Annotated in this window: 25 protein-coding genes; 3 read left to right on the forward strand and 22 right to left on the reverse strand. The window is 74.5% G+C overall.

The window, feature by feature from the left end; translation table 11 throughout:
* The first annotated feature begins 131 nt into the window (after positions 1-131).
* Positions 132-845, forward strand: coding sequence for an ester cyclase (locus ACFYW1_RS22860; RefSeq protein WP_388996033.1), 714 nt, complete (start codon positions 132-134; stop codon positions 843-845).
* A 130-nt stretch (positions 846-975) separates the two neighbouring features.
* Here the strand turns inward: ACFYW1_RS22860 and groL are convergent, their stop codons facing one another.
* The 4 genes from groL to ACFYW1_RS22880 all read right to left on the reverse strand — a co-directional run bounded on the left by groL (position 976) and on the right by ACFYW1_RS22880 (position 4,532).
* Positions 976-2,601 (reverse strand): chaperonin GroEL, encoded by a 1,626-nt coding sequence (gene groL / locus ACFYW1_RS22865; RefSeq protein WP_388996036.1) that lies wholly within the window; start codon positions 2,599-2,601, stop codon positions 976-978.
* Positions 2,602-2,699: 98 nt separating this feature from the next.
* Positions 2,700-3,008 carry a co-chaperone GroES gene (gene groES / locus ACFYW1_RS22870; RefSeq protein ID WP_148838741.1) on the reverse strand — a complete coding sequence of 103 codons (309 nt, stop codon included), beginning with the start codon at positions 3,006-3,008 and terminating at the stop codon, positions 2,700-2,702.
* A 151-nt stretch (positions 3,009-3,159) separates the two neighbouring features.
* Positions 3,160-3,510, reverse strand: a complete 351-nt coding sequence (locus ACFYW1_RS22875) for a hypothetical protein (protein WP_388996039.1) — start codon at positions 3,508-3,510, stop codon at positions 3,160-3,162.
* Entirely contained in the window at positions 3,507-4,532 is a 1,026-nt protein-coding gene (locus tag ACFYW1_RS22880) for a polysaccharide deacetylase family protein (RefSeq protein ID WP_388996042.1), read from the reverse strand. Before ACFYW1_RS22880 ends, ACFYW1_RS22875 begins: the two co-directional genes overlap by 4 nt.
* 82 nt (positions 4,533-4,614) lie before the next feature.
* Here ACFYW1_RS22880 and ACFYW1_RS22885 point away from each other — a divergent pair, with 82 nt between their 5' ends.
* On the forward strand, positions 4,615-5,868 hold the full coding sequence (locus ACFYW1_RS22885; protein WP_388996045.1) for a methyltransferase domain-containing protein: 1,254 nt from the start codon (positions 4,615-4,617) through the stop codon (positions 5,866-5,868).
* A 34-nt stretch (positions 5,869-5,902) separates the two neighbouring features.
* On the opposite strand, the gene ACFYW1_RS22890 is transcribed toward ACFYW1_RS22885, so the two are convergent.
* The 8 genes from ACFYW1_RS22890 to tsaB all read right to left on the reverse strand — a co-directional run bounded on the left by ACFYW1_RS22890 (position 5,903) and on the right by tsaB (position 11,534).
* Entirely contained in the window at positions 5,903-6,268 is a 366-nt protein-coding gene (locus ACFYW1_RS22890; RefSeq protein WP_388996048.1) for a hypothetical protein, read from the reverse strand.
* 50 nt (positions 6,269-6,318) lie between these two features.
* Positions 6,319-6,984: a hypothetical protein gene (locus tag ACFYW1_RS22895; protein WP_388996051.1), complete on the reverse strand. Its 666-nt coding sequence runs from the start codon at positions 6,982-6,984 to the stop codon at positions 6,319-6,321.
* Between the two features lie 11 nt (positions 6,985-6,995).
* A complete protein-coding gene (locus tag ACFYW1_RS22900) occupies positions 6,996-8,348 on the reverse strand; it encodes an RNA polymerase sigma factor (RefSeq protein WP_388996054.1) in 1,353 nt (450 codons plus the stop codon).
* A 105-nt stretch (positions 8,349-8,453) separates the two neighbouring features.
* Entirely contained in the window at positions 8,454-8,822 is a 369-nt protein-coding gene (locus ACFYW1_RS22905) for a YciI family protein (protein ID WP_388996057.1), read from the reverse strand.
* Positions 8,823-8,990: 168 nt separating this feature from the next.
* Positions 8,991-9,251 (reverse strand): hypothetical protein, encoded by a 261-nt coding sequence (locus tag ACFYW1_RS22910; protein ID WP_388996120.1) that lies wholly within the window; start codon positions 9,249-9,251, stop codon positions 8,991-8,993.
* 20 nt (positions 9,252-9,271) lie between these two features.
* Positions 9,272-10,372: a tRNA (adenosine(37)-N6)-threonylcarbamoyltransferase complex transferase subunit TsaD gene (tsaD, locus tag ACFYW1_RS22915; RefSeq protein WP_388996059.1), complete on the reverse strand. Its 1,101-nt coding sequence runs from the start codon at positions 10,370-10,372 to the stop codon at positions 9,272-9,274.
* Complete coding sequence (gene rimI, locus ACFYW1_RS22920) at positions 10,372-10,857, reverse strand: ribosomal protein S18-alanine N-acetyltransferase (protein ID WP_388996123.1); 486 nt, start codon at positions 10,855-10,857, stop codon at positions 10,372-10,374. The genes tsaD and rimI overlap by 1 nt, the downstream gene beginning before the upstream one ends.
* Positions 10,858-10,886: 29 nt before the next feature.
* Complete coding sequence (gene tsaB / locus ACFYW1_RS22925) at positions 10,887-11,534, reverse strand: tRNA (adenosine(37)-N6)-threonylcarbamoyltransferase complex dimerization subunit type 1 TsaB (protein ID WP_388996062.1); 648 nt, start codon at positions 11,532-11,534, stop codon at positions 10,887-10,889.
* Between the two features lie 146 nt (positions 11,535-11,680).
* On the opposite strand from tsaB, the gene ACFYW1_RS22930 reads away from it, so the two are divergent.
* Positions 11,681-12,274: a hypothetical protein gene (locus ACFYW1_RS22930; protein ID WP_388996065.1), complete on the forward strand. Its 594-nt coding sequence runs from the start codon at positions 11,681-11,683 to the stop codon at positions 12,272-12,274.
* 103 nt (positions 12,275-12,377) lie between these two features.
* Here the strand turns inward: ACFYW1_RS22930 and ACFYW1_RS22935 are convergent, their stop codons facing one another.
* From ACFYW1_RS22935 to ACFYW1_RS22980, 10 genes are all read right to left on the reverse strand, one after another.
* Positions 12,378-12,557, reverse strand: a complete 180-nt coding sequence (locus ACFYW1_RS22935; protein WP_388996068.1) for a hypothetical protein — start codon at positions 12,555-12,557, stop codon at positions 12,378-12,380.
* Between the two features lie 234 nt (positions 12,558-12,791).
* A complete protein-coding gene (tsaE, locus tag ACFYW1_RS22940; RefSeq protein WP_388996071.1) occupies positions 12,792-13,322 on the reverse strand; it encodes a tRNA (adenosine(37)-N6)-threonylcarbamoyltransferase complex ATPase subunit type 1 TsaE in 531 nt (176 codons plus the stop codon).
* Between the two features lie 58 nt (positions 13,323-13,380).
* On the reverse strand, positions 13,381-14,604 hold the full coding sequence (locus ACFYW1_RS22945; protein WP_388996074.1) for an alpha/beta fold hydrolase: 1,224 nt from the start codon (positions 14,602-14,604) through the stop codon (positions 13,381-13,383).
* A 108-nt stretch (positions 14,605-14,712) separates the two neighbouring features.
* Positions 14,713-15,867, reverse strand: coding sequence for an alanine racemase (alr, locus tag ACFYW1_RS22950; RefSeq protein WP_388996078.1), 1,155 nt, complete (start codon positions 15,865-15,867; stop codon positions 14,713-14,715).
* A gap of 106 nt (positions 15,868-15,973) precedes the next feature.
* Complete coding sequence (locus ACFYW1_RS22955) at positions 15,974-16,360, reverse strand: DUF488 domain-containing protein (protein ID WP_388996081.1); 387 nt, start codon at positions 16,358-16,360, stop codon at positions 15,974-15,976.
* A gap of 60 nt (positions 16,361-16,420) precedes the next feature.
* Entirely contained in the window at positions 16,421-17,908 is a 1,488-nt protein-coding gene (locus ACFYW1_RS22960; protein ID WP_388996083.1) for an NAD(P)H-hydrate dehydratase, read from the reverse strand.
* 4 nt (positions 17,909-17,912) lie between these two features.
* Positions 17,913-18,281, reverse strand: coding sequence for a holo-ACP synthase (locus tag ACFYW1_RS22965; protein ID WP_356933880.1), 369 nt, complete (start codon positions 18,279-18,281; stop codon positions 17,913-17,915).
* Positions 18,282-18,299: 18 nt separating this feature from the next.
* A complete protein-coding gene (glmS, locus tag ACFYW1_RS22970) occupies positions 18,300-20,147 on the reverse strand; it encodes a glutamine--fructose-6-phosphate transaminase (isomerizing) (protein ID WP_388996085.1) in 1,848 nt (615 codons plus the stop codon).
* Positions 20,148-20,283: 136 nt separating this feature from the next.
* On the reverse strand, positions 20,284-21,759 hold the full coding sequence (locus ACFYW1_RS22975) for a lanthionine synthetase C family protein (RefSeq protein WP_388996088.1): 1,476 nt from the start codon (positions 21,757-21,759) through the stop codon (positions 20,284-20,286).
* Positions 21,756-24,845 carry a lantibiotic dehydratase gene (locus tag ACFYW1_RS22980; RefSeq protein WP_388996125.1) on the reverse strand — a complete coding sequence of 1,030 codons (3,090 nt, stop codon included), beginning with the start codon at positions 24,843-24,845 and terminating at the stop codon, positions 21,756-21,758. The genes ACFYW1_RS22975 and ACFYW1_RS22980 overlap by 4 nt, the downstream gene beginning before the upstream one ends.
* Positions 24,846-25,051: the final 206 nt, after the last annotated feature.

Genomic DNA, 25,051 nt, shown 5'->3' on the forward strand with positions numbered 1-25,051 from the left:
CTCCCGGCCCGCACCTTCGAGCTGTCCGGGCCGGGGTCCCGGCCCGGACAGCTCGAAGGTGCGGGCCGTCGAAATGCCCGTTTCTCACTAGACTGGGGGCATCCCACCAGTACGTGAGACCGGGAGCCGTCATGAGATTCGTACAGATGATCGACTGCAAGACGGAACGGTTCGCGGAGATGGACCGGCTCATGGACCAGTGGGCCGAGCGGACCAGGGGTACCCGGACCGCCACCCACAGCCTCATCGGCAAGGACCGCTCCGACGGGTCCCACTACGTCGAGATCGTCGAGTTCCCGTCGTACGAGGCCGCGATGGCCAATTCGGGGCTGCCGGAGACCGAACGGATCTTCCGGGAGATGGTGGCGCTCTGCGACGGGATGCCCACCTTCACCGACCTCGACGTGGTCCGCGACGAGCAGCTGAACCAGACGCAGTCCCGCCGCTTCTTCCACGAGATCGCCGTCGGAGGCAACCTCGACGCCATCGACGAGGTGTTCGCGGCCGACTACACCGACCACGACATCGCGAAGGACGCGGAGTCCGTGGTCGGTTCCGACCGGCTGCGCGAGGACGTCGCCCGGTGGCGCGCCGCCTTCGACTTCACCTTCGACCTGGACCGGCAGGTCTGCGAGGGAAACGACGTCGTGACGCTGTGGACCTGGACCGGCACCCACAAGGGCGACTTCATGGGCATCGCCCCCACGGGCAGACAGTGCGTCATGTCCGGCACCACGATCTTCCGGTTCGAGGACGGCAGGATCAAGGAGGGCTGGTGGCACGAGGACCTCATGGCCCTGATGCGCTGGCTCGGCGCCTCCGACCGGGGCACGGCACCCGCCTGACCTCGTCGTGAGCCGAAAGCCCCGTCGCGCCAGGAACCCTCCGTACGCCGAAAAGGCCCCTTCCCCCACCGTCGAACGGTGGGGGAAGGGGCCTTTCGTCGGCTGCGCGGGCCGACGGGGCGACCGTGCGTCAGTGCGCGTGGCCGTGACCGCCGTGGGCGGCCTCGGCCTCTTCCTCGGCCGGCTTCTCGACGACCAGGGTCTCGGTCGTGAGCAGCAGCGACGCGATGGACGCGGCGTTCTCCAGCGCGGAGCGGGTGACCTTGACCGGGTCGATGACGCCGGCCTTCACCAGGTCGCCGTACTCGCCGGTGGCGGCGTTGAAGCCCTGGCCCTTGTCGAGCTCGGCGACCTTCGAGGTGATGACGTAGCCCTCGAGACCGGCGTTCTCGGCGATCCAGCGCAGCGGCTCGACCGCGGCGCGGCGCACGACCGCGACACCGGTGGCCTCGTCGCCGGTCTTGCCGAGGTTGTCCTCCAGGACCTTGACGGCGTGGACGATGGCGGAGCCACCACCGGAGACGATGCCCTCCTCGACCGCGGCGCGGGTCGCGGAGATGGCGTCCTCCAGACGGTGCTTCTTCTCCTTGAGCTCCACCTCGGTGGCGGCACCGACGCGGATCACGCACACGCCGCCGGCCAGCTTCGCGAGGCGCTCCTGGAGCTTCTCGCGGTCCCAGTCGGAGTCCGTGGCCTCGATCTCGGCCTTGATCTGGTTGACCCGGCCCTTGACGTCGCCGGGCTCGCCGCCGCCGTCCACGATCGTGGTGTCGTCCTTGGAGACGGTGACGCGGCGGGCGGTGCCCAGCACGTCCAGACCGGCCTGGTCGAGCTTGAGGCCGACCTCCTCGGCGATGACGGTCGCACCGGTGAGGGTGGCGATGTCGCCGAGCATGGCCTTGCGGCGGTCACCGAAGCCCGGGGCCTTGACGGCGACGGCGTTGAAGGTGCCACGGATCTTGTTGACGACCAGGGTCGACAGGGCCTCGCCCTCGACGTCCTCGGCGATGATCAGCAGCGGCTTGGAGCCACCGGCCTGGATGACCTTCTCCAGCAGCGGGAGCAGCTCCTGGATGGCACCGATCTTGCCCTGGTGGATCAGGATGTACGGGTCGTCGAGGACGGCCTCCATGCGCTCCTGGTCGGTCACCATGTACGGGGACAGGTAGCCCTTGTCGAAGGCCATGCCCTCGGTGAAGTCGAGGTCCAGACCGAAGGTGTTGGACTCCTCGACGGTGATGACGCCGTCCTTGCCGACCTTGTCCATCGCGTCCGCGATGAGCTCGCCGACCTGCGGGTCCTGCGCGGAGAGCGCGGCCACAGCGGCGATGTCGGTCTTGTCGTCGATCGGGCGGGCGGTCGCGAGGAGCTCCTCGGACACGGCCTTGACCGCGGCGTCGATGCCCTTCTTCAGGGCGGCCGGGGAGGCACCGGCGGCGACGTTGCGCAGACCCTCGCGGACGAGCGCCTGGGCGAGCACGGTGGCGGTGGTCGTACCGTCACCCGCGACGTCGTTGGTCTTGGTGGCGACCTCCTTCACCAGCTGGGCACCGAGGTTCTCGTACGGGTCGTCGAGCTCGACCTCGCGCGCGATGGTGACACCGTCGTTGGTGATGGTGGGGGCGCCGAACTTCTTGTCGATGACGACGTTGCGACCCTTGGGGCCGATCGTCACCTTGACCGTGTCGGCAAGCTTGTTGACGCCGCGCTCAAGGGCGCGACGGGCGTCCTCGTCGAACTTCAGGATCTTCGCCATGGGAGCTGAGCTTTCCTCTCGAACGAACTGCGCCCCCGACCGCCCGGCTGGTTATTCGCGGGGGCCAGGGGCGCAGAACAGAAGCAAACGTGGGTGAATTACTTCTCGACGATCGCGAGCACGTCGCGAGCCGAGAGGACGAGGTACTCCTCGCCGCTGTACTTCACCTCGGTGCCGCCGTACTTGCTGTACAGCACGACGTCGCCGGTCTTGACGTCGAGCGGAAGGCGCTCGCCGTTCTCGAAGCGGCCCGGACCCACGGCCAGGACGACGCCCTCCTGGGGCTTCTCCTTGGCGGTGTCCGGAATGACCAGGCCGGAGGCCGTGGTCTGCTCGGCGTCGAGCGGCTGGACCACAATCCGGTCCTCGAGCGGCTTGATCGCAACCTTGGAGCTGGCGGTCGACACGATCCGGTCTCCCCCTTCGGAGATCTCACGGGGTAACAGTCTTGGGGTGGCGACCAGGTGGATCCGTCGTCGCGGGTGCCGGACCTGCCAGTCGCGCAGTGGTGTTGGCACTCTCCAGTGGTGAGTGCCAGAACCGAGACTATGACCGGGATTAGCACTCGGTCAAGCGGAGTGCCAATTCAAGCGATCGTGGCGTCGCGACCGCGCCGCTCCCGCGCTCCCCCGCCCCGGCCCCGGACACGCCCCCGGCACCGGTACGGACGCCGGTACGGACGCCGGTACGGACGCCGGTACGGACGCCGGTACGGACGCCGAGGGGACAACGCACGGACGGGCCGTGCCGTTCCGCACGGCCGCCCGGGGCCCGGTCCGGGTGGCCGACCCGCTGCGCGGCCTTGCGCCCGAGCCGTTCGATCGGGTCCACCGACTGCGCGCACCCGGTGGCGGTCAGGAGCGCACCGGCCGCCAGCAGTCCGGCCAGCAGCCGGTGCGCCCTTCTCATACGTAGTCCTCCAGCCGGGCCACGGCGTACCCCTTGTCCGTGACGACCTTCATGACCGCCCGGACCAGGTCGGTCATACTGCCGCCCCATTCGGACCGGCCCCGGAAGTGGGTGAGGATGATGTCGCCGGGGTGCAGGTCCTGGTCCTCCTCGCGCCACTCCATGTGGTCCGGGAACGCCTCCGCGTTCCACAGCGGGACGGCCTTGATGCCGCAGGACTTCGCGACGCGCAGGGTGTCCCCGTTGTAGTTCCCGTACGGCGGGCGGAAGAGGACGGGCTGTTTCCCGTACTCCTCCCTGATGACCTCCTGCTGGCCGCAGATCTCGCGCTCCTGCTCGGCGTACGAGAGGCCGGGCAGGTAGGGGTGGTTGAGCGTGTGGTTGTTGAGGGCGGTGCCCCGCCGTCGCGCCTCGCCGAAGTACCCGTAGTTGTCGCTCACCTCGTAGTCGCTGAGGAACGCGCTGTACGGGATGTCCAGCTCGTCCATCATCCGGAGCAGCTCGGGGTCCTTCTCGGCGCCGTCGTCGATCGTCAGGAAGACGATCCGCTCCTCGGTCGGGACGGTGGTGAAGACGGGCGGCAGCGAGTCGTCGCCGCCCTCCACCTCGAACCCGGCGCGGGTGGTGATGCGGGGCTTCACGGCGGGCGGCTCCGGGGCGATCAGCGGGGGCTTGGCCAGACCCCACTTCTCGGCGAGGGCGGCCCGGACGGCCGGGGCCAGCTTCGCGTTCTCCCGGCCGGTCTCCGGCGCGGCGGCCCGGTGCCCCGGGCCGCCGGGGCGGGCGGGCGCCGCCGCGGGGGCGCCGGGGTTCCCGGCCGCGGGCCGGCCGCCGCGACCGGCGTCGCCCGCCCGCTCCCCCTCGCCCGAGGCGCAGCCGGAGCCGGCCGCCGCGACCAGGAGCGCGACCAGGGCCGCGCAGACGGGCCGGTGCTTGCCGGAACCCCGGCCGCGCCCGGCCCCGGGCCCACCCGACCCGTGACGCATTGTGGTGTTTTTTTCCTTTTGTCGTACAAGCTGCATGGCGCCGCATACTGCCAGCACTCGATCGGCCACCCGGTCAGACACCGCCGCCGGGCCCGCCGGTCTACCCGGCTGGCTCACAATGGGGCGGGTGAACGCTCTCGCCCCGAACGGCCCCCACGACCCTTCCCGCCCGAGCGGGGAAGACCCCGTCGCCGCCTTCCTGGCCCTGCGCACCCCCGAGGGCGCCGAACTGCTGGCCGGGCTGCGGTCGTACGACCCCGCGCAGGAACTCGCCACCGCCACCCGGCTGCGCCGCAGCCACCCGGCCCACCTGGTCTCGGCGGCGCTGGGGCAGGCGCGGCTGCGGCAGCGGGCGGTGGCGAAGTTCGGTGCCGAGGACGCCTGCCGGATGTTCTTCACGCCCAACGGCGTCGAGCAGGCGACCCGTACCTCGGTGGCCGCCCGGCGCGCGCAGCGGTTCGCGGCGGCGGGCGGGGTGCGGAGCGTCGCCGACCTGTGCTGCGGGATCGGCGGCGACGCGATCGCGCTCGCGCGGGCGGGCATCCGCGTGCTCGCCGTGGACCGCGACCCGCTGACCGCGGAGGTCGCCCGCGCCAACGCCGCCGCCCTCGGGCTGGAGGAGCTGATCGAGGTGCGGTGCGCCGATGTCACCGACATCGACACCTCGCCGTACGACGCGGTGTTCGTGGACCCGGCCCGGCGCGGCGGGCGGGGCCGGATCTTCGACCCCGAGGCGTACTCGCCGCCGCTGTCCTGGGCGGTCGGCACCGCGCTCGGGGCACCGCGCGCCGCGCTGAAGATCGCCCCCGGCATCCCGCACGAGGCGATCCCGGAGCGGGCGGAGGCCGAGTGGATCTCGGACGGCGGGGACGTGAAGGAGGCGGTGCTCTGGTTCGGCGAGGGCTTCGCGGCCGGTTCGTACCGGGCCACGGTCCTCCCGGACGGCGCCTCGCTGTGGTCCGCGGGCCCGCCGCCCGCACCGCCGGTCGGCCCGGTGGGCCGCTACCTGTACGAGCCGGACGGCGCCGTCATCCGCGCCGGTCTGGTCGCCGACGTCGTGGCGCGGTGCCGCGGCCGGCTGATCGACGAGACCATCGCGTACGTCACCGGCGACGAGCCGTACACGTCCCCGTACACCTCCGGGTACGAGATCACCGACCACATGCCCTTCAACATGAAGAAGCTGAAGGTGCTGCTGCGGGAGCGGGAGGTCGGCGTGCTGACCGTCAAGAAGCGCGGCTCGGCGGTCGAACCGGAGGAGCTGCGCCGCAGGATGAAACTCCGCGGCCCGAACTCCGCGACGGTCTTCCTGACCCGGGTGGCCGGGGCGCCGACGATACTGATCGGCCACCCGATGACCGGCCCGGCCTGACCCCGACGGCCCGACCGGGCCGGCCGGGCGGCCGTCAGGCCAGGTCGGTCAGGTCCTCCGCGTACACCTGGGAGAGCGGCCGGGGCCCCACGTACTGCTGGCAGTTGCACTGCCCCGCCTCGAAGCGGACCGGCTTCTTGTTCTCGTCCCAGGCCGTCGGCACCTCGACCCGCTCGTGGCACCGGCCCTGCTTGTCGTGCTTGGCGAGGTGGTGCGTGCAGCCGCAGACCGGCTCGGGCGGCCTGTTCGCGGCCTCGACGGCCAGCCGTTCCTGCTGGGCCGCCTCCAGCAGTTCCAGCTTGCGGGTGTGCCGGTTGCGCAGTGACGTACGGACGTTGTCGACGGCCCAGCCGAAGCCGCCCGTCCAGAAGATGATGAGCAGCCACCAGTACCACTCCACGTCGTCCTCCCCCGGTCCGGTGCGTGTGCCCGCCAGGATAGGGCCCGCGGTCAGCGGTGGGCGCCGCCCCCGACGGAGAACACCCGCTCCGGGGCGGGCATCCCGGCCAGCACCCGCAGCACCCACCTGCGGTGCGCGAACGCCTTGACGAGGCCGATCAGTCCGAGCAGCCAGCAGGTCATCCCGACCCCCATGACCAGGACGATCTCGCCGTAACCCACCCTGCCCGCCGGGGGGTTCGCCGGGATGACGAAGCACAGGTACAGGCCCACCGCGCACAGCGCGAAGGACGTCAGCAGCCACGCGAGGGCGGCGCCCGGCATCCGCAGCGCCGCGTCGCGCTCCGGGTCGCGGTCCAATCCGCCCCAGGCGTACAGCAGTTCGCGGATCCTCCGGTCGCGGCGCAGTCCGACGACGACCAGGATGACGGCGGGCACCACGCAGCAGACGCCCATGGCGAGCAGGATCACGCCGACCCCGGCGCTGATGACGTCGTACGTCTCCTTGAAGGTGATGAGCCCCGAGCCCGCCAGCGCCCAGCCGAGCGCGCAGAGCGCTCCCCAGAGCCACAGCATCCCCAGCCGCCCCGGTGAGACGTGGGCCTTCACCAACGCCCCGAGCACCACGGCCCGGTCGGCCAGCAGGGACTCCCGGTCGGGCCAGGAACGTATCTCCACGGGGGGCGGTGGCGGCGGCAGCGGGGCACGAGGGGACATGGGACCAGACCCTACCGAGCGGGCCGCGCCGCCTCCGTGCCGCCCGGGGCTTCCGCACCCGGGCCTGTGCCGCCCGTGCCCGTACCCCTGCCGGCCGGGGTTTGCGTGCCCGCGCCGGCCGGGTGCGCGGCGCGCTCCAGGAGCATGGCCCGTTCCCGTTCGTTGCGGGCCAGTCCGGCCGCCCGCGCGAACTCCGTCCGTGCCTCGTCCGTGCGCCCGGTCCTGGCCAGCAGGTCGCCGCGCACGCTGGGCAGCAGGTGGTAGTCCTTCAGGGCCGGGTCGTCGGCCAGGGCGTCGACCAGGGCGAGGCCGGCCGCCGGGCCGCGGGCCATCGAGACGGCCACGGCCCGGTTCAGCTCGACGACCGGGGAGGGCTCGATCGCGGCGAGGCGGTCGTAGAGGGCCGCGATGGTGGTCCAGTCCGTGTCCCGGTACGCCGGTGCGCGGGCGTGGCAGGCGGCGATCGCGGCCTGCACGGTGTACGGGCCGAGCCCGGTGCCCTCGGCGGTCGCCGCCACCGCCCGTTCCAGGGCCGCGACGCCGCGCCGGATCAGCAGCCGGTCCCAGCGGGCCCGGTTCTGGTCGGCGAGGAGCACCGGCGCACCGTCCGGCCCGGTCCTGGCCGCGGTGCGCGACGCCTGGAGCTCCAGCAGCGCGGCCAGTCCGTGCACCTCGGGCTCGTGCGCCATCAGCCCCGCGAGCACCCGGGCCAGCCGCAGCGCGTCCTCGCACAGCCCGGGGCGCAGCCAGTCGTCGCCCGCGGTGGCCGCGTACCCCTCGTTGAAGATCAGGTAGATGACCTCCAGCACGGAGCCGAGGCGGGCGGCCCGCTCGGGTGCCTCCGGCACCTCGAAGGGGACGCCCGTGCGGCCCAGGGTCCGTTTGGCCCGGACGATGCGCTGGGCGACGGTCGGTTCGGGGACGAGGAAGGCGCGGGCGATCTCCTCGGTGGTGAGGCCGCCGAGCAACCGCAGGGTGAGGGCGATCCGGGCCTCGGTGGAGAGCACCGGGTGGCAGGCGGTGAAGATCAGCCGGAGCAGGTCGTCGTCGATGCCGTCCGGCTCCGGGGGCTCGGGCGGCGGGACGTCCTCCAGGGCCCGCCCCACCTCGGCGAGCTTGCGCGCGTACGTCTCCCTGCGGCGTACGAGGTCGATCGCGCGGTGCCGCGCGGTGGCCATGAGCCAGGCTCCCGGCCGGTCCGGGACGCCTGACTCCGGCCACTGTTCCAGCGCGGCCACCAGGGCGTCCTGCGCGAGTTCCTCCGCGATGCCGACGTCCCGCACGATGCGGGCGACCCCCGCGATGATCCGCGCGGACTCGATCCTGAAGACCGTCTCGACCGCCGCCCGCGTGCTCGTTCCCATCACGGTCACCCATCAGAGCAGCCGTGCCGGGCAGCGGCAAGCCGCGCCGGACGGCGCCGGACGGAGTGCGCCCGGAAGCCGTCCGAAGAGCCCTCCGGCGGGCTCTCAGACCTGCGGGGTGGCCTCGTCGATCTGACGCACCTCGGAGGTGACGGTCCAGTTCTCCGGGTGGACCCGCAGGAACCGCTCGGTCCACTCCAGGGCCTCGGCCTTGTCCCTGGTCTGGAGGATGGCGTAGCCGCCGATGACCTCCTTGGTCTCGGTGAAGGGCCCGTCGGTGCAGCTGATCCTCCCGCCGGACCAGGTGACGCGGGTGCCCTCGGAGGTCGGGGCGAGACCGGCCGTCTCCAGCATCACACCGGCCCCGGTGATCTCCTCGAACAGGGCGCCCATGCGCTTCTCGAAGTCGGGGTCCGGCGCCTCGGCGGGCAGGTTCTGCTCGTCGATGCGGATCAGGGTCATGAAGCGGGGCATGGTGACTCCTCGGTCGGGGACGGGGGCCCTCCCCGCCTCTCACCCTTGCGTCGAACGGGAACCGGCCGGATCGACAGCTCCCGGAAAATTCTTCCGAGATTTTCCGGGAGGGGCCACCGGGGCGGTCGCGGGGCCGGGGCGCGGACGGCCGGGGCGTCCCGGGCCGGCTCACTCCGCGGACTCGACGGCCTCCAGCGACTCGAACCGCCAGCGGTGCACCGGGCGGGTGATCAGCTCCGCGTCCGGCTCCGGGAGTTCGGGCAGTTCGTCGCCGTACTCGCCCGCCCACCAGGTGATGACCAGGACCCGGTCCTGCGGGGCGCGCAGCAGTTCGCGGCGGAGCGGCTCGCGGGCCAGCTCGCCCGCGCGGGCCCGCGCCCACTCCAGGAGTTCGGGGCCCCGGCCGGTGGTGGCGCGGGCCTCCCACATCAGGGCGACGGTCGTACGGTTCACGAGTAGAGGTTGTCCTTGCTGATCTCGTGCACGTGGTCGTGGGTGTGCGCGTGGGCGCCCGGCACATGGGCGTCGGTGACCGGCAGCGAGGAGTCCGCGGACAGCTCCAGGTCCGAGGCCGGCCGGTTCCGGGCCACCATCTCCGCGCCCAGCGCCGCGACCATCGCGCCGTTGTCCGTGCACAGTCCGGGCCGCGGCACCCGCAGCCGGATGCCGGCCCGCTCGCAGCGTTCCTCGGCCAGCGCCCGCAGCCGCGAGTTGGCCGCGACGCCGCCACCGATCATCAGGTGGTCGACGCCCTCGTCCTTGCAGGCGCGCACGGCCTTGCGGGTGAGGACGTCCACCACGGCCTCCTGGAAGGACGCCGCCACGTCCCGTACCGGCACCTCCTCGCCCGCCGCGCGTTTGGCCTCGATCCAGCGGGCCACGGAGGTCTTCAGTCCCGAGAAGGAGAAGTCGTAGGCGGGGTCGCGCGAACCGGTCAGCCCGCGCGGGAACGCGATCGCCGCCGGGTCGCCCTCCTTCGCCAGCCGGTCGATGACCGGGCCGCCGGGGAAGCCCAGGTCCAGCACCCGGGCGATCTTGTCGAACGCCTCGCCCGCCGCGTCGTCGATGGTCGCGCCGAGCGGCCGCACGTCCGCGGTGATGTCCGGCGCGAGCAGCAGCGAGGAGTGGCCGCCGCTGACCAGCAGCGCCATCGTCGGCTCGGGCAGCGGGCCGTGCTCCAGCTGGTCCACGCAGATGTGCGAGGCGAGGTGGTTCACCCCGTAGAGCGGCTTGCCCAGCGCGTACGCGTACGCCTTCGCCGCCGACACGCCGACGAGCAGCGCGCCCGCGAGTCCGGGGCCCGCGGTGACGGAGATGCCGTCGAGGTCGCGGGCGCCGACCCCGGCCTCCTTCAGGGCGCGCTCGATGGTCGGGACCATCGCCTCCAGGTGCGCGCGGGAGGCGATCTCCGGGACGACGCCGCCGAAGCGGGCGTGCGTGTCCACGCTGGACGCGACGGCGTCGGCCAGCAGGGTCGTGCCCCGAACGATGCCGACGCCGGTCTCGTCGCAGGAGGTCTCGATGCCGAGTACCAGAGGTTCGTCAGCCATCAGTCAGTCTCTGTTCCCTGTGCGTGCTCTTGCACGTGCTCTTGTACGTGGAGGCGCATGACCAGCGCGTCGACGTTGCCGGGCTGGTAGTAGCCGCGGCGGAAGCCGATCGGCTCGAAGCCGAAGCGTTCGTACAGCTTCTGCGCCCGGGTGTTGTCGACGCGCACTTCGAGGAGCACCTCGGCGCACTCGAAGGCGGTGGCGTGCCTCAGCAGGTCGGTGAGGAGTTCCGCGCCCAGGCCGCCGCCCCAGTGGTCGCGGGTGACCCCGATGGTCTGCACGTCGGCGAGGTCGCCGGCCGCGGCGAGTCCCGCGTACCCGACGATCCGGCCGGTGGCGCGGTCCTCGGCGACGACGTAGCGGCGGGTGGCCCGCGGGCCCCGGGAGTGTGCCAGCTCCGACCAGAACATCCCGGCCGACCAGGCGTCGTCCGGGAACAGCTCCTGTTCGAGCTCCAGCACCGGGGCGATGTCCCACCAGCGCATCTCGCGCAGCACGGCGGCGGTCGTGGTCGTCACTGCGGGGTGACCACCTTGTAGTTCTTCGGGACCTGGGCGTCGGGCCTGCGCAGGTAGAGCGGGCTCGGCGGCAGCAGTTCGGCACCCTCGGCGAGGCGCTCGGCGGCGAGTGCGGCGAGTGCCCCGGCGCCGACGTGCTCCGGTCCCCGGGCGTCCGGGAACGCCTCCGGGTACAGCACCGCGCCCGCGCCGACGACGGGGAGCCCCGCCAGCTGCTCGGCGATGTCGGCGGGCCGGTCCACGGCGGGCCCGGCGACCCGGGTGCGGGAGTCCTCGTACCGCGCCCAGTAGACCTCCTTGCGGCGGGCGTCCGTCGCGACGGCGAACGGGCCCTCCAGCCCGGCCCGGCCCGCGGCGTACGCGAGGCCGTCCAGGGTGCACAGCCCGTGCACGGGGACGGAGAGGGCGGAGCCGAAGGTCGCGGCCGTGACCAGGCCGACCCGCAGTCCGGTGTAGGGGCCGGGGCCGACGCCCACGACCACGTCCGTCACCGCGTCGAGTTTCAGGCCGGCCTCGGCCAGGACCCGGTCGACGGCGGGCAGCAGCAGCTCCCCGTGCCTTCGGGCGTCGACCTGACCGGACTCGGCGACGACGGAGGTCCCGTCGTGCAGGGCGACGGTGACGGCGGGGGTTGCGGTATCCACGGCGAGCAAGAGCACGCAAACAGCCTACGGCTCCGCCGACCGGTGCACGGCCTCCCGTACGGCGTCCCGGTCCCGCCCGCCCCGGCTGCTACCGTCACCGTGCACACACGCGGGTACGACGTAAACGCTAAACGCTTGTACGACATATGGAAGCGAAAGGGGCGCGCACGGTGTCCAGAGGCAGCTCGGGAATCGTGGCCGGGCTCACCGCGGCCGCGCTCGTCGCGGTCGGCGTCCTGGCCTACCAGGCCTCGGCGAACGTCCCCGACAACCTCGCGGCGCCCCGGCCGAAGGCGTCCGCCTCCGCCTCCGCCACCGAGCACGCCGAGCCGAAGGAGAAGAAGAAGTCGCGGCCGACCGCGCTCCCCGCGGGCTCCGGCACCGGGCAGCGGGTCGTGTACGCGCTGGCCGACCGGCGGGTGTGGCTCGTGGACGCGGCCGGGAAGGCGACCCGGACCTTCGAGGTCATGCCCAGCGCGCTGAACCCGCTGCCCGGCACCTACCGGGTGAGCACGCGCTCGGGCGCCCCGTCCAAGGGCTCGGACGGCGTGATGATCGAGCACGTGGTGCGGTTCGCGGTGGTGGACGACGCCGCCGTGGGGTTCAGCGCGGCGGTGGACGGCTCGATGGAGAGCCCGGACCCGACGCTGAAGACGGGCGGCGTGCGGATGTCCCGGGACGACGGCGACGCCATGTGGAAGTTCGCGATGGTGGGCACGAAGGTGGTCGTCGTCCGCTAGGACGCGTGTTCCGCTCCGCGATCCGCCTTTCGGTCCGCCCTGCGGAATCCGGTCCGGCCCCGGGAGGAGACCCCGGGGCCGGTTCGTCGGATCGAGGCGCCGGTCAGCTCGCGCGGCGTTCGGGGACGGCCTCGGGACGGGGCACGGCGGTGACGGGAGTGACGGGGGTGACGGCCGCCGGGGTGGGCGGCGTGGAGACCGCCGTGGCCGCGGCGCAGGCCGCCAGCAGGTCTCTCATCGATGTCGGCGGCGGCGGCACTTCACGGTCGGCGAACGTCGTCATGGATGCCTCCTGGGGCTCCGGCGGAAGGCGTGGTTAGGCAGACCTAACCCGCTCTCGCCATCCATGTGACCACGCCCGCACCGCCCCGCGCAACAATTTGCCGACAGACTGTCGGAAAGGATGACGTGCTGCGGCCGGGTTCCCGCCCCCGGGGCCGCCCGGCGTCCGGGGCCGCCCGGCGTCCGGGGCCGCCCGGGGGGCGGGTCCCGAAAGTCCCGCCCGTCCGGAGAGGTCCTAGAACTCGCGCAGCCCCGCCCAGCGCGCGCCGATGCCGATCAGCGTCACCTCGCGCCGCTCGTCGTCCGTGTCGCCGACCGCGCGGTCGATCACCACGTGGAGCCGGTCGTCCGACAGCTCCTCGACCTTGCCCTCGCCCCACTCCACGACCACCACCGACTCCGGCAGCGACACGTCGAGGTCCAGGTCCTCCATCTCGTCGAGCCCGCCGCCCAGGCGGTACGCGTCGACGTGGACCAGCGCCGGGCCGCCGGTCAGCGACGGGTGGACGCGGGCGATCACGAAGGTGGGGGAGGTGACCGCGCCGCGCACGCCGAGGCCCTCGCCGAGCCCCCGGGTCAGCGTCGTCTTCCCGGCGCCGAGCTCACCGGTGAGCATCACGAGGTCGCCGGGGCGCAGGATGCCGGCGATCCGGCGGCCCAGGGCCTGCATCTGTTCGGGGGACTCGACGGGGAGGCTCACGGTGACGCCGTGCGGCGCGGCGCTCCCGACGACCTCGGCCGCCGGAGTGTTGTGCGGTGCTTCCATGGCCGCCACGTTAGAGGATCCGGCGGTGGCGACGCGGCGGGCGGAACGCGCCGCCGGGTCACCGGTCCCGTTGCTTCGCCGCCGGTACGGCGCCCACCCGGGCCAGCAGGTCCGCCAGCCGGTCCGTCACCGTCTCGGGGTGCTCCAGCATCACCAGGTGGCCGGCGTCCGGCACGATCACCAGCTCCGCGTCCGGGAGCTGGTCCGCGATGGCCTCGCTGTGCGAGGAGGGCGTCACCAGGTCCTTGTCGCCCGCCAGGATCAGCACCGGGACGTCCCGGAAGGCGGGCAGCGCGGCGCTCTTGTCGTGCTCGGTGAAGGCCGGGTAGAACTCGGCGACCACGTCGATCGGGGTGGACTCGATGAGCCGCTCGGCGAACCGCGCGACCGACGGGTCGACGTCCCGCGAACCGAACGAGTACCGCTTGATCAGCCCCGCGAAGAGGTCGGCGGTCGCCCGCCTGCCCCGCTCCACCAGTTCGGCCTGGGAGCCGAGCGCCCTGAGCACCCCGGGCAGCACCCGCCGCACCGCGTTCACGCCCGCGACCGGCAGCCCGAAGCTGACCTCGCCCAGCTTCCCGCTCGACGTGCCGACGAACGCGACGGCGGCGACCCGGTCCCGGACGAACTCGGGGTACTGGTCGGCCAGCGCCATCATCGTCATGCCGCCCATCGAGTGCCCGACGAGCACCAGCCGCCCCTCGGGGGCCGCCGCCTCGATCACGGCCATCAGATCGCGGCCGAGCCGGTCGATGCCGACCGGCACCCCCTGCGCCTGGGAGCGGCCCCGCTCGGAGCGGCCGTGGCTGCGCTGGTCCCAGTGGACGGTGCGGACCAGGCCGCGCAGCGCCGCCCGCTGGAAGTGCCAGGAGTCCTGGCCGAGGCAGTAGCCGTGGCTGAAGACCACGGTGACGGGCGCGGGGGCCTTGCGGCCGAAGAGCCTGCGGCGGCGCGTTCCGGCGCCCGTGGCGTCGCCGTCGGCCGGGGCGTCCGCCGTGCCGCCGTCCGGTTCGACCTCGTCGACCTCGTAGTACAGCTCGGTGCCGTCGTCGGCAGTGGCCCGGCCCGGCATCCCGCGCAGCGAGCCGTACGGGCCCGTGGCGTCCAGCGTCAGCCTGGCCCGGCGGCGCATGCCCCGGCCGACGGTGAGCCGTTCGACCGCGACCCCGGCCGCCGCGCCCGCCGCGAGCACGCCTATGGCCGCTCCGGCGATGCCCGCCCGGCGCCAGCCGGCCGCCGTGGCGGCCGTCGTCACCGCGTCCCCCGCACCGATCTCGCTCACCGTGCCGCGCTCCTCGTCGGTCGTATCCGTCAGGTCGGGACCGGTCCGTTCCGGCCGTGACTCGGACCGGGTCCGGTCAATCGTGCCCGGTCAGGTGTGCACGTTCGGTCAGGACTCGGCGGGGGCGGCGTTCAGGTGCACGCGCGGCACGCGGGTACCGATCCGGGTGACGATCTCGTACGCGATCGTGTCGGCGGCCCGCGCCCAGTCCTCGGCGGTGGGCTCGCCCCGGTCCCCCGGGCCGAAGAGCACCGCCTCGCTGCCCACCCCGACCTCGTCCCCGCCCAGGTCGACGACGAACTGGTCCATGGCGACCCGGCCCGCGATCCGCCGGGTGACGCCGCCGACCAGGACCGGGGCGCGGCCGGAGGCGTGGCGCGGGATGCCGTCCGCGTAGCCGACCGGCACCAGGCCCAGGGTGGTCTCGGCGGTGGTCGTGTAGTGGTGGCCGTAGCTGATCCCGTGCCCGGCCGGCACCCGCTTGACCAGGGCGATCGAGGCGGCGAGCGTCATGACGGGGCGCAGTCCGAAGTCGGCCGGAGCGCCCAGCTCGGGGCTGGGCGAGATGCCGTACATCGCGATCCCGGTCCGCACCAGGTCGAAGTGCGCCTCGGGGAGCGTCAGCGTCGCCGGGGAGTTGGCCATGTGGCGCACCTCGGGGTCGACGCCCGCCTTCTCCGCGTACGCCACCATGTCCCGGAACGCGGTCAGCTGGGCGGCGATGGAGGGGTGGCCGGGCTCGTCGGCGCAGGCGAAGTGGGACCACAGGCCGGTGATCCGGATGGTGCCCGCGGCCTCGGCGGCGCGGGCGGCGGCGACCAGTTCCGGCCAGTCGGCGGGCTGGCAGCCGTTGCGTCCGAGGCCGGTGTCGGCCTTGAGCTGGACCCGGGCCGGCGTGCCCGCCTCCGTCGCCGCGGCGACGACCTCGCGCAGGGCCCACATCCCGCTCACCGACACGTCGATGTCGGCCTCGATCGCCTCGCGCCAGGGGCCGCCCGGCGTCCACAGCCAGCACATCACCCGGCCGCCGAGCCCGGCGGCCCGCAGGGCGAGCGCCTCCTGCGGCGTGGCGGTGCCCAGCCAGGTCGCCCCGGCCTCCAGCGCGGCGCGGGCGCAGGGCACCGCCCCGTGCCCGTAGGCGTCGGACTTGACGACGGCCATGAGCTGCGCGCCCGCCGCCCGTGCGCGCAGTTCGCGCACATTGGCACGCAATGCGGCGAGGTCGATCTCGGCACGGGCTCTCAAGGACGCTGTCTCGTTCATCGCGCCCAGTCTCTCAGAGCCGTACGGCGGGGTACCGGGGCGGCGGGCCGGGTCCCCGCGGGCGCGGGGCGCCCCGGGAACCCGCCGAAGGGCCCCCGACCGGCTCTCAGTGCCTGTGCAGTTCGTGCTCCAGGTGGTCGACGATGACCGGGACATGGCTGTGCGGTACGTCCTTGACCGCTGTGACCAGGGTCACCGGGCCCCCTTCCCTGACCAGTTCGACCAGCTCCCGGACGGCCGCCGTGTGGACGGGGTCGGCCAGTTCGGCGCGGTAGCGGTCGACGAACTCGTCGTAGCGGGTGGCGGTGCGGTCCTCGTGGTACCAGTCGCGGAGCTCAGCGGACGGGGTGATGTCCTTGAGCCACTTGTCGATCGCCGCCTTCTCCTTGGACTCGCCGCGCGGCCAGAGCCGGTCGACCAGGACGCGGGTGCCGTCCCCGGCCTCCTTCGGCTCGTACACCCGGCGTACGCGCACCTCGTCGCTGCTGCCCACGGTCGGTCCTCCTGTCGGCTTCCCTCGGTCCGGTCGGTGTCCGCCTGCGCCCAGGATCGCTCAGGCCCGTACGTCCCGCCACGCCGCCGGGATCGCCTCCGCGACGTCCTGCGCGGCGACGGGGGCGCCGTCGGCGGCGAGCCGGGCGGCCAGTCCGTGCAGATGGGCGCCGACCGACGCGGCATCGCGCGGGGCCAGGCCCGCGGCCAGCAGGGAGCCGATCAGGCCGGAGAGGACGTCGCCGCTGCCGGCCGTGGCCAGCCAGGCGGTGCCGGTCGGGTTGACCCGTACCGGGGTGTCCCCGGTGCTGTCGGCGACCAGCGTCGTGGAGCCCTTGAGCAGGACCGTGGCGCGGTGGCGGGCGGCCAGTTCGCGCACCGCGGCGAGCCGCCCCGCCTCGACCTCCTCGCGCGCCACGCCCAGCAGCGCGGCGGCCTCCCCGGCGTGCGGGGTGAGGACGGTCGGCGCGGTGCGGGCGCGCACGGCGGCGGCGTCGAGCAGCCGCAGCCCGTCCGCGTCGACGAGCACCGGCACCTCGGCGGCCAGTACGTCGTCCACCGCCCCGGCGGCCTGTGCGCCGTCGCCGAGGCCGGGCCCCACGACCCACGCCTGGACCCGGCCCGCCTTCGACGGCGGCCCCGTGTGCACCAGGGTCTCCGGATGGCGCGCGATCACCGCGGCGGCGCCCGGACCGACGTACCGCACGGCCCCCGCGCCGCCGCGCAGCGCCCCGGAGACGGCCAGCACCGCCGCCCCGGGGTAGCGGGCGGATCCCGCGACGACGCCGACGACCCCGCGCCGGTACTTGTCGCTCCCGCCGCCGGGCACCGGCAGCAGCGCGGCGACGTCCGCGTACTGGAGCGCCTCCAGGCCGGGCACCGCGGGCAGCTCCGGGCCGAGCCCGATGTCCACCAGGCGCAGCGCGCCCGCGAGTCCGGCGGCGGGGTCGACGAGCAGGCCCGGCTTGTACGTGCCGAAGGTGACGGTGGCGTCGGCGCGCACCGCGTCGCCGAGCACCTCGCCGGTGTCGGCCTCGACCCCGCTGGGCAGGTCCACGGCGACCAGGGGTGCGCCGGTCGCCGCGAAGGCCCGCACGAGCGCGGCGGCCCCCGGGCGCAGCCCGCCGCGTCCGCCGATGCCGGTGATGGCGTCCACGACGAGGTCGACGTGTCCGCCCCAGGCGTCCGCCACCGCGGCGGGGGCGCCTTCCGCCGCGTCCGCCGGTCCGTCCGTCACCCGTCCGCCGGCCGCCAGCAGCGCGGCGAGTCCGCCCGCGTGGGCGCGGCCCGGCGCGGTGAGCACGGCGCGCACGCCCGCGCCCCGGCGGGCCAGCCGGGCGCCCGCGTACAGCGCGTCGCCCCCGTTGTCGCCGCTGCCCACCAGGAGGACGATCCGGGCCCCGTACACCCGCCCGCGCCCGCGCAGCACGTCGGCGCAGGCCGCCGCGAGTCCGGCGGCGGCGCGTTGCATCAGGGCGCCCTCGGGGAGGCGGGCCATCAGGGCCCGCTCGGCGGCCCGTACGGTCTCGACGCTGTACGCGGTACGCATGTGCTCAACCCTCCGCGATCACCACGGCCGACGCCACTCCCGCGTCGTGGCTGAGCGAGACGTGCCAGTGCCGCACGCCCAGCTCGGCCGCGCGGGCGGCGACCGTGCCGCTCACCCGCAGCCGGGGCTGCCCGCTGTCCTCGACGTACACCTCGGCGTCCGTCCAGAGCAGCCCGCCCGGCGCGCCGAGCGCCTTCGCCAGGGCCTCCTTCGCGGCGAACCGGGCGGCGAGCGAGGCGATGCCCCGCCGGTCACCGCTGGGCAGCAGCAACTCGCTCTCGACGAAAAGCCGTTCGGCCATCTGCGGTGTGCGCCGCAGCGCCGCGTCGAACCGTTCGATCTCGGCCACGTCGATCCCGACCCCGATGATCACGGGCGTCCCCTCATCTCGCTACTCCACGGTCACGGACTTCGCCAGATTGCGCGGCTGGTCCACGTCGTTGCCGCGGGCCCGGGCCAGTTCGCAGGCGAAGACCTGCAACGGCACGGTCGACACCAGCGGCTGAAGCAGCGTAGGCGCAACGGGGATCCGGATCAGGTGGTCGGCGTACGGGACGACCGCCTCGTCGCCCTCCTCGGCGATGACGACGGTGCGGGCGCCGCGGGCCCGGATCTCCTGGATGTTCGACACGATCTTGTCGTGCAGCACCGACCGGCCGTGCGGCGGGGGCACCACCACGACGACCGGCAGCCCGTCCTCCACGAGCGCGATCGGCCCGTGCTTGAGCTCGCCCGCGGCGAAGCCCTCGGCGTGCATGTACGCCAGTTCCTTGAGCTTCAACGCGCCCTCCAGGGCCACCGGGTAGCCGACGTGGCGGCCGAGGAAGAGCACCGTGTCGTGGGCGGCGAGGGAGCGGGCGAGTTCGCGCACCGGCTCCATGGTTCCCAGGACCCGTTCGACCGCCCCGGAGATCTCGGAGAGCTGGCGGACGACGGTGCGGATCTCGTCGCCCCACTTCGTGCCGCGGACCTGTCCGAGGTACAGGGCGACGAGGTAGCAGGCGACCAGCTGGGTGAGGAACGCCTTGGTGGAGGCGACGGCGACCTCGGGTCCGGCGTGCGTGTAGAGCACGGCGTCGGACTCCCGGGGGATCGTGGAGCCGTTGGTGTTGCAGATGGCCAGCACCTTCGCGCCCTGTTCGCGGGCGTGCCGCACGGCCATCAGGGTGTCCATCGTCTCGCCGGACTGGGAGATCGCGACGACCAGGGTGCGGTGGTCGAGGATCGGGTCGCGGTAGCGGAACTCGCTGGCCAGCTCGGTCTCGCAGGGGACCCGGGTCCAGTGCTCGATGGCGTACTTGGCGATCATCCCGGCGTGGAACGCGGTGCCGCAGGCGACCACGACGACCTTGTCGACCTCCCGCAGCTCGTGCGGCGGGATGCGCACCTCGTCGAGGCGGAGCGAGCCCTCGCCGTCGATCCTCCCGAGCAGCGTGTCGGCGACGGCCCGGGGCTGCTCGGCGATCTCCTTGAGCATGAAGGAGTCGTGGCCGCCCTTCTCCGCGGCGGAGACGTCCCAGTCCACGTGGTACTTGCGGACCTCGGCGGGGCGCCCGTCGAAGTCGGTGACGGTGACGCCCTCCCGGCGCAGCTCCACCACCTGGTCCTGGCCCAGTTCGATCGCGGAGCGGGTGTGCGCGATGAACGCGGCCACGTCGGAGGCCAGGAACGCCTCGTCCTCCCCCACCCCCACCACGAGCGGCGAGTTGCGCCGGGCCCCGACGACCACCTCGGGCGCGTCGGCGTGCACGGCCACGAGGGTGAACGCGCCCTCCAGCCGGCGGCAGACCTGCCGCATCGCCTCCGCCGGGTCCGCGCAGGAGGAGAACGCCTCGGCCAGCAGGTGGGCGACGACCTCGGTGTCGGTCTCGGAGACCAGGTCGTGGCCGCGGCCGGCGAGTTCGGCGCGCAGGGCGGCGAAGTTCTCGATGATCCCGTTGTGCACGACGGCGACGCGTCCCGCGTTGTCCAGGTGCGGGTGGGCGTTGGCGTCGGTGGGCGCGCCGTGGGTGGCCCAGCGGGTGTGACCGATGCCCGTGCTCCCGGCCGGGAGCGGCGCCTCGGCCAGCGCCTTCTCCAGGTTGACGAGCTTTCCGGCCCGCTTCGTCGCGGCCAGGCCGCCGTCCGCGAGGACGGCGATGCCCGCCGAGTCGTAGCCCCGGTATTCGAGGCGCTTGAGGCCCGCCACGACGACGTCCTGTGCCGACTGCCCACCGACGTAACCGACGATTCCGCACATACCGTTCCCTTCATGCCCATTCGCGGCCGAACCCCCCTCCTCCCCGCATCGTCGCAGAAGGCGCACGGGGCGGCAGGGAGGACGGCGGCGCGGGGCCGGGGCGTCCGGGGCGGCGGCGCGGGGCCGGGCCCGTCCCTCAGGACAGCAGCAGCGGCATGTCCCAGTCCGAGGGCGTGCCCCCGACGGAGTACGAGTCCAGGGCCAGGGCCACGCCCGCCGCCCCGTCTAGGTATCCGGAGACGTCCGTCCCGAACGGGACCTTCGTCATGGTGAAGCGGTGGCCGAAGGGCAGTTCCGGGTCGAAGTCCGCGACCAGCCGGGCCGCGATCCGGTCGCGCAGCGCCTCGATCCGTTGGTCGCCGATGTGCTCGTTGAGCCGGCCGAGCTGGTGCAGGGCACCCGCCCAGCCGTGGCACAGGGCGTGGTCGTCGACGGCCCACCGCTCCATGGGCAGGGCCAGCAGCCGTTCCGCGGACTCCTTCGCGGTACCGGTCCAGTCGGTGCGGTCCAGCGCCAGGCCCGCCAGCTGGAGCCCGCGGGAGACCCCGGGGGCGCCGTAGCACCAGGAGGGCCATCCGGCGGGGGCGGCGAAGGCGTCGGGCCCGGCCAGCCACTCGTCCAGGCTCAGGTGCGGGGGCCAGAACACCCCGTGCTCGTCGCGCACCGCCCACCGCGTGAGCAGCCCGGCGGCCGACTCGATGGCCTCCTGCTGGCCCGGCACCCGGATGCCCTGGCTCCAGGCGACCGACAACAGGGCCAGCGGCCCCGCGACTCCGTGCGACAGCCCCAGGTTGAGGTGCCCGTCGGGCAACCGGTGCTCCGCGCCGATCCGGGGCGCGTCCAGGGCCCACCACCGCGGCACCTTGTGGCCCCGGTGCTCCACCTCGCCCCGTGCGAGGCGGACCAGATAGGCCAGCACGGTCTCCAGCTCCTCGCCGCAGGTCCCGGCACGGGCCAGCAGGTAGCGGCCCACGCCCGTCATGCCGCGCACCAGCTCGTAGTGGCCGATGGTGGGCAGCGGGGAGTCCTGCGGGACGGCGGGCAGCGCGGTGCGCACCAGTTCGCGCTGGTAGCCGTCCAGGCCCTGGAGCGCGGAGACGTAGCCGCCGGTGGCCCGGTGGGCGAACAGTACGGCGAAGGCGAGGGCGCCGGGCCCCTTGAAGATGCCGCTCGGGGCGGTGTCCCCGGTGCCCGCGGCCCGGGTGGCGACCGCGAGGTAGCCGTGCGCGCGGGCGGTGCGGTCGGTGCCCGGACGGGCCGCGCCGCTGAAGGCGATGGCCAGGCCGGGGCTGCCGCTGCCCAGGGTCATCTCGGCCCAGATGCCCTCGCCCTCGCCGTCGTCGGACGCCTCGGCCGGTATCCGGGTCGCGGCCATGGTGGCGGCGGGGTCGGCCAGCTTGTCGAGGATCAGCTCCGAGACCCGCCCGGCGCGCTCGCGCAGGCCGGTGACGGGCGGCGCGGAAGCGGCGGACGGGGCGTCGGCCGCGGGTGCGGAGGTGGCGGGCGGGGCGTCGGCGGCATGTGCGTCGGCCGCGGGTGCGGAGGTGGCGGGCGGGGCGGCGGGCGCCGGGGTGCGGAGCGGGTCCCGGTCCGTGCCGTGCGGTGCGGTCATCGGGCGCTCCTCGTGGACGGCCGGGCCTCGTGGGCCCGGCGGGCGACCTGGGTGCGGGCGGCCCCGCGCAGCACCGCGTAGCCGCGGGCCTCCGCCGCGGCGTCGATGCCGAACAGCCGGTTGTGCCGCATGTGCAGCAGCGAGAGCACCGCCTCGTCGCGGTCGGCCTCGTCGGCGGCGAGCACCAGCTTCCCGTAGGCCCGCGCCTCGGGGGCGTCGGCCCACAGTTCGGCGAGCGCCGGGACGCCGAGCCCGGCGGCGACGGTACGAGCGGTGTCACCGGGCACGTCACCCGGGCGGACCAGCCGGTCGGCCAGGGCCCGGTGGCGCTGGTAGACCTCGTGTTCGGGGCCCTTGGTGAACATGTGGTCCGCCCAGGCGCACCAGTCCCAGTCGCCCAGCGAGTCCAGCAGCACCGCGTGCCCGGCGGCGGCCAGCACCTCGGGCGGCACGGCCGCCGCCCCGGCGCGCCGGGCCCGCAGCTGGAGCAGCGCGGAGCGGCTGTCGGTCAGGAAGAGTTCCTCGACGGCCTCCTGCGCGGCGGGGCCGAGGTAGCGGTCGGTCTCCGGGCGGTACGCGTCCAGCGTCATCGTCCGCGCCGCACCGGATTCGGTCAGCCGGCGCACGTGCCGGGCGACGGCGGGCAGGACCCGGTCCCGCAGCACGGCCGGGTCGCCGTGCAGCCGGATCCGCAGGTGCGGGTCGGGGTCGCGGTAGCGGATGAAGAACCAGCGGTCGAGGTCCGCCTCGACCTCGGCCAGCAGTTCGGGGAGGCGGTCGGCGAGGAGGTCGTCGTGGGCGGCCTGCTCGGCGTACAGCTTGACGGTCAGCCAGTCCTCGCCGGGCAGGTGGACCGCGGTGGGCGCGAGCCTGATGGCGGACCTGGCGAGCGGCGGCGGCGCGTCGGGGGAACCGGCCGGCGGGGCGTGCGGGGCGCGGACGAGCGGGACGACGATCTCGGTGCTGTGCCCGAAGTTCCAGCCGAGCCCGGCGCCGTCCGCGGTGAGGTCCTCGTACAGCTGGAACCGGGGTTCCCTCGCGGTCAGTTCGGCGCGCAGCAGCCCCTGGTCCCACGGCTCGCGCAGGTCGACCGGGAACATCTGGTCGTTGCGGGCGATCTGGACGCGGTCCGGCACCCGGACCCGGCGGCGCCAGTCGCGCAGGCCCTCCGCCCACACGGCGGCGTCCGGCGACCGGGCGGCGTCCCGCAGCCGGCGGTCCGCGAGCCAGCGGCGCGGCGCGGTCAGCACCCGGCCGTGCCGGACGCTCGGGAGGTACGGCAGGATGTCGAGCCCCGCCCAGTCCCAGCCGGACCAGACCCGGGGCCGGGCCGCCGCGAGGTCGCAGAGGAAGCGGGCGACGGGCGGCGCCTGGGTGTCGAGGGCCAGCATGTGCGGGATCACGGGGACGACCTGACGGCCGGTCGGGCCGTGCAGCAGCCGCAGCCCGTTCTCGCCCGCCGCGACCAGAAGGGTGCGCCAGTCCAGGCAGTGCGGGTCGCCGCGGTCGTCGGCGACGCCGACGGGGATGCGGTACGGCAGCAGCGGCGGCACCTGCACGATGTTCAGCGAGCGCGGGTCGCTCGGCGCGATCTCGACCTGGGCGACCAGGACCTCCTCCTCGCCGGGGCCGGTCTCCGGGCCCGCCACCAGCCGGGCGAGGTCGTCGGTGAGCCCGGTGAGGGCGGCGAAGCGGCCGGCGGTCGCCCCGGCGGTCCAGGAGCCGATGTGCGGGCTGCCCAGGAGCAGGAAGTCGCCGCGGTCGAGGGCCTCCCGGCTGTCCGCGAGGACCTGGAAACAGAGTTCGAGGGTGCGCGGCGGGCGGCTCACCGGGGTGTGCCCGGCGGCCTCGGCCAGGCGCGCCACGTCGGCGTCGGTGAGTTCGATGTCACCGCCTTCGAGGATCGCCTGCTGGGTGAGTTCGGCGATCGCGGCGCGGCGGGGGCGGTCGGGGTCGTCGCCGGAACCGGCGCGGGGGCTGTCGGGCGCGTGGGCGCCGTGCTCGGGCGGCAGGCCGAGGCCGCGGTGCGGGTCGACGAGGTCGGCGAGCGGGACGGCGCAGGCGGTCCCGTACCGCTCGATGAACCGGTCGCGGTACTCCCGCATGTGGTCGAGGGCGGCCCACTGCGGGGTCATCGCCCAGATCGCGGCGGCGTAGCGGCGCACCTCCTCCCCGACCGCCTCGGGCAGCGCGAGGTCGGCGGGCATCCGCAGGTCCACGTGGACGGGGGGCCGTCCGCCGTCGTCGGCCGCCGCGCCGTCGCCCTTCACGGCCCGGACGGCGGTGAGCAGGGCGCGCCAGGAGTCCCGGCCCGCGCCGGGCGGGTCCGCCTCGTGGGCGTCGGCGGCGGCGCGGGCCGCCCGCAGCGCCTCGGCGGCGCCCGGCACGGCCCCGTCCACGGCGGCCTCGATGCGGTCGAGGAGGGCGGCGTCGATGCGGTGCGGGGTGAGCGGGGTGAGCAGGAAGCCGTGCCGGAGGAGTCCGGCGAGCAGGCCGTCGACACGGTCCGCGGCCACGGCGGGGAAGCGCCCGGCCAGCTCGTCCAGCAGGGCGGCGTACGGTACGGGCCGCTCGGCGGCCTCGCGGACCGCGGCGACGAGGGCGTTGTCCCGGACCGAGACCTCGCGTCCGCCGGTGTGCAGGGTGAGCCGTCCGTCCCGCCGTACGCACAGGTCGTTCAGGACGACGTCGGTGCGGCGGCGGACCGCGGGGACGGCGAGCCAGTCGAGCACCCGGCGGTGCAGCCAGCCGCCGTCGAGGCGGACCGCCACCTCGCCGGGGCCGGTGGGCCGGGCCCCGGCGGCGGGTCCGAACGAGGCCCTGCCGACGCCCGCGAACAGGCCGAAGGGGGTGGGGCGGCCGCCGGCGCGGCGCGCGTAGCGGGTGAGGGTCCGGGCGGCGCTGAGAACGCGCTTCGGGCCGAGGGCGGCGACGCCCTCGTCGGTGGCCAGGCGTCCGAGGCCGAGCGCGAGGCTTCCGCTGGCGACCTCGACGGCCTGGCGGAGCAGCGGGTCGGCGGCCAGCAGCCGGACTCCGGGCACCGGGTCGTCGGCGTCGACCCGGGGCTCGTCGCGGTCGCGCGGCATGCTCGCGATCCGTACGAGCACGGGCTCGCGGATCTCGAAGAGGTCCAGGTCCAGGTCTGATCGCACGTCGGTCGTCCCTCGGGGTGCGGTGGTGGGGGGGGGGGGGGGGGGGGGGGGGGGGGGGGGGGCGGGGGCGGGGGCCGCGGGGGCGGCCCCCCCCCCCGCGGCGCCGGCCCCCCCCCCCGGCCCGCGCCCCCCCCCGCCCC

Source organism: Streptomyces sp. NPDC002669, assembly GCF_042889165.1.
Classification (GTDB): domain Bacteria; phylum Actinomycetota; class Actinomycetes; order Streptomycetales; family Streptomycetaceae; genus Streptomyces.

What these genes read in the sequence shown, in the direction of transcription:
- ACFYW1_RS22910 (WP_388996120.1), bottom strand. Translation starts at nt 9,251, where the DNA reads ATGTGGGAGGCCCGCGCCACCACCGGCCGGGGCCCCGAACTCCTGGAG.
- ACFYW1_RS22875 (WP_388996039.1), bottom strand. Translation starts at nt 3,510, where the DNA reads ATGAGAAGGGCGCACCGGCTGCTGGCCGGACTGCTGGCGGCCGGTGCG.
- ACFYW1_RS22980 (WP_388996125.1), bottom strand. Translation starts at nt 24,845, where the DNA reads ATGCCGCGCGACCGCGACGAGCCCCGGGTCGACGCCGACGACCCGGTG.
- ACFYW1_RS22860 (WP_388996033.1), top strand. Translation starts at nt 132, where the DNA reads ATGAGATTCGTACAGATGATCGACTGCAAGACGGAACGGTTCGCGGAG.
- ACFYW1_RS22975 (WP_388996088.1), bottom strand. Translation starts at nt 21,759, where the DNA reads ATGACCGCACCGCACGGCACGGACCGGGACCCGCTCCGCACCCCGGCG.
- ACFYW1_RS22900 (WP_388996054.1), bottom strand. Translation starts at nt 8,348, where the DNA reads ATGGGAACGAGCACGCGGGCGGCGGTCGAGACGGTCTTCAGGATCGAG.
- ACFYW1_RS22935 (WP_388996068.1), bottom strand. Translation starts at nt 12,557, where the DNA reads ATGACGACGTTCGCCGACCGTGAAGTGCCGCCGCCGCCGACATCGATG.
- ACFYW1_RS22885 (WP_388996045.1), top strand. Translation starts at nt 4,615, where the DNA reads ATGGGGCGGGTGAACGCTCTCGCCCCGAACGGCCCCCACGACCCTTCC.
- alr (WP_388996078.1), bottom strand. Translation starts at nt 15,867, where the DNA reads ATGAACGAGACAGCGTCCTTGAGAGCCCGTGCCGAGATCGACCTCGCC.
- ACFYW1_RS22930 (WP_388996065.1), top strand. Translation starts at nt 11,681, where the DNA reads ATGGAAGCGAAAGGGGCGCGCACGGTGTCCAGAGGCAGCTCGGGAATC.
- rimI (WP_388996123.1), bottom strand. Translation starts at nt 10,857, where the DNA reads ATGCGCTGGTGGGACATCGCCCCGGTGCTGGAGCTCGAACAGGAGCTG.
- ACFYW1_RS22905 (WP_388996057.1), bottom strand. Translation starts at nt 8,822, where the DNA reads ATGCCCCGCTTCATGACCCTGATCCGCATCGACGAGCAGAACCTGCCC.
- glmS (WP_388996085.1), bottom strand. Translation starts at nt 20,147, where the DNA reads ATGTGCGGAATCGTCGGTTACGTCGGTGGGCAGTCGGCACAGGACGTC.
- tsaE (WP_388996071.1), bottom strand. Translation starts at nt 13,322, where the DNA reads ATGGAAGCACCGCACAACACTCCGGCGGCCGAGGTCGTCGGGAGCGCC.
- tsaD (WP_388996059.1), bottom strand. Translation starts at nt 10,372, where the DNA reads ATGGCTGACGAACCTCTGGTACTCGGCATCGAGACCTCCTGCGACGAG.
- ACFYW1_RS22880 (WP_388996042.1), bottom strand. Translation starts at nt 4,532, where the DNA reads ATGCAGCTTGTACGACAAAAGGAAAAAAACACCACAATGCGTCACGGG.
- ACFYW1_RS22895 (WP_388996051.1), bottom strand. Translation starts at nt 6,984, where the DNA reads ATGTCCCCTCGTGCCCCGCTGCCGCCGCCACCGCCCCCCGTGGAGATA.
- ACFYW1_RS22960 (WP_388996083.1), bottom strand. Translation starts at nt 17,908, where the DNA reads ATGCGTACCGCGTACAGCGTCGAGACCGTACGGGCCGCCGAGCGGGCC.
- groL (WP_388996036.1), bottom strand. Translation starts at nt 2,601, where the DNA reads ATGGCGAAGATCCTGAAGTTCGACGAGGACGCCCGTCGCGCCCTTGAG.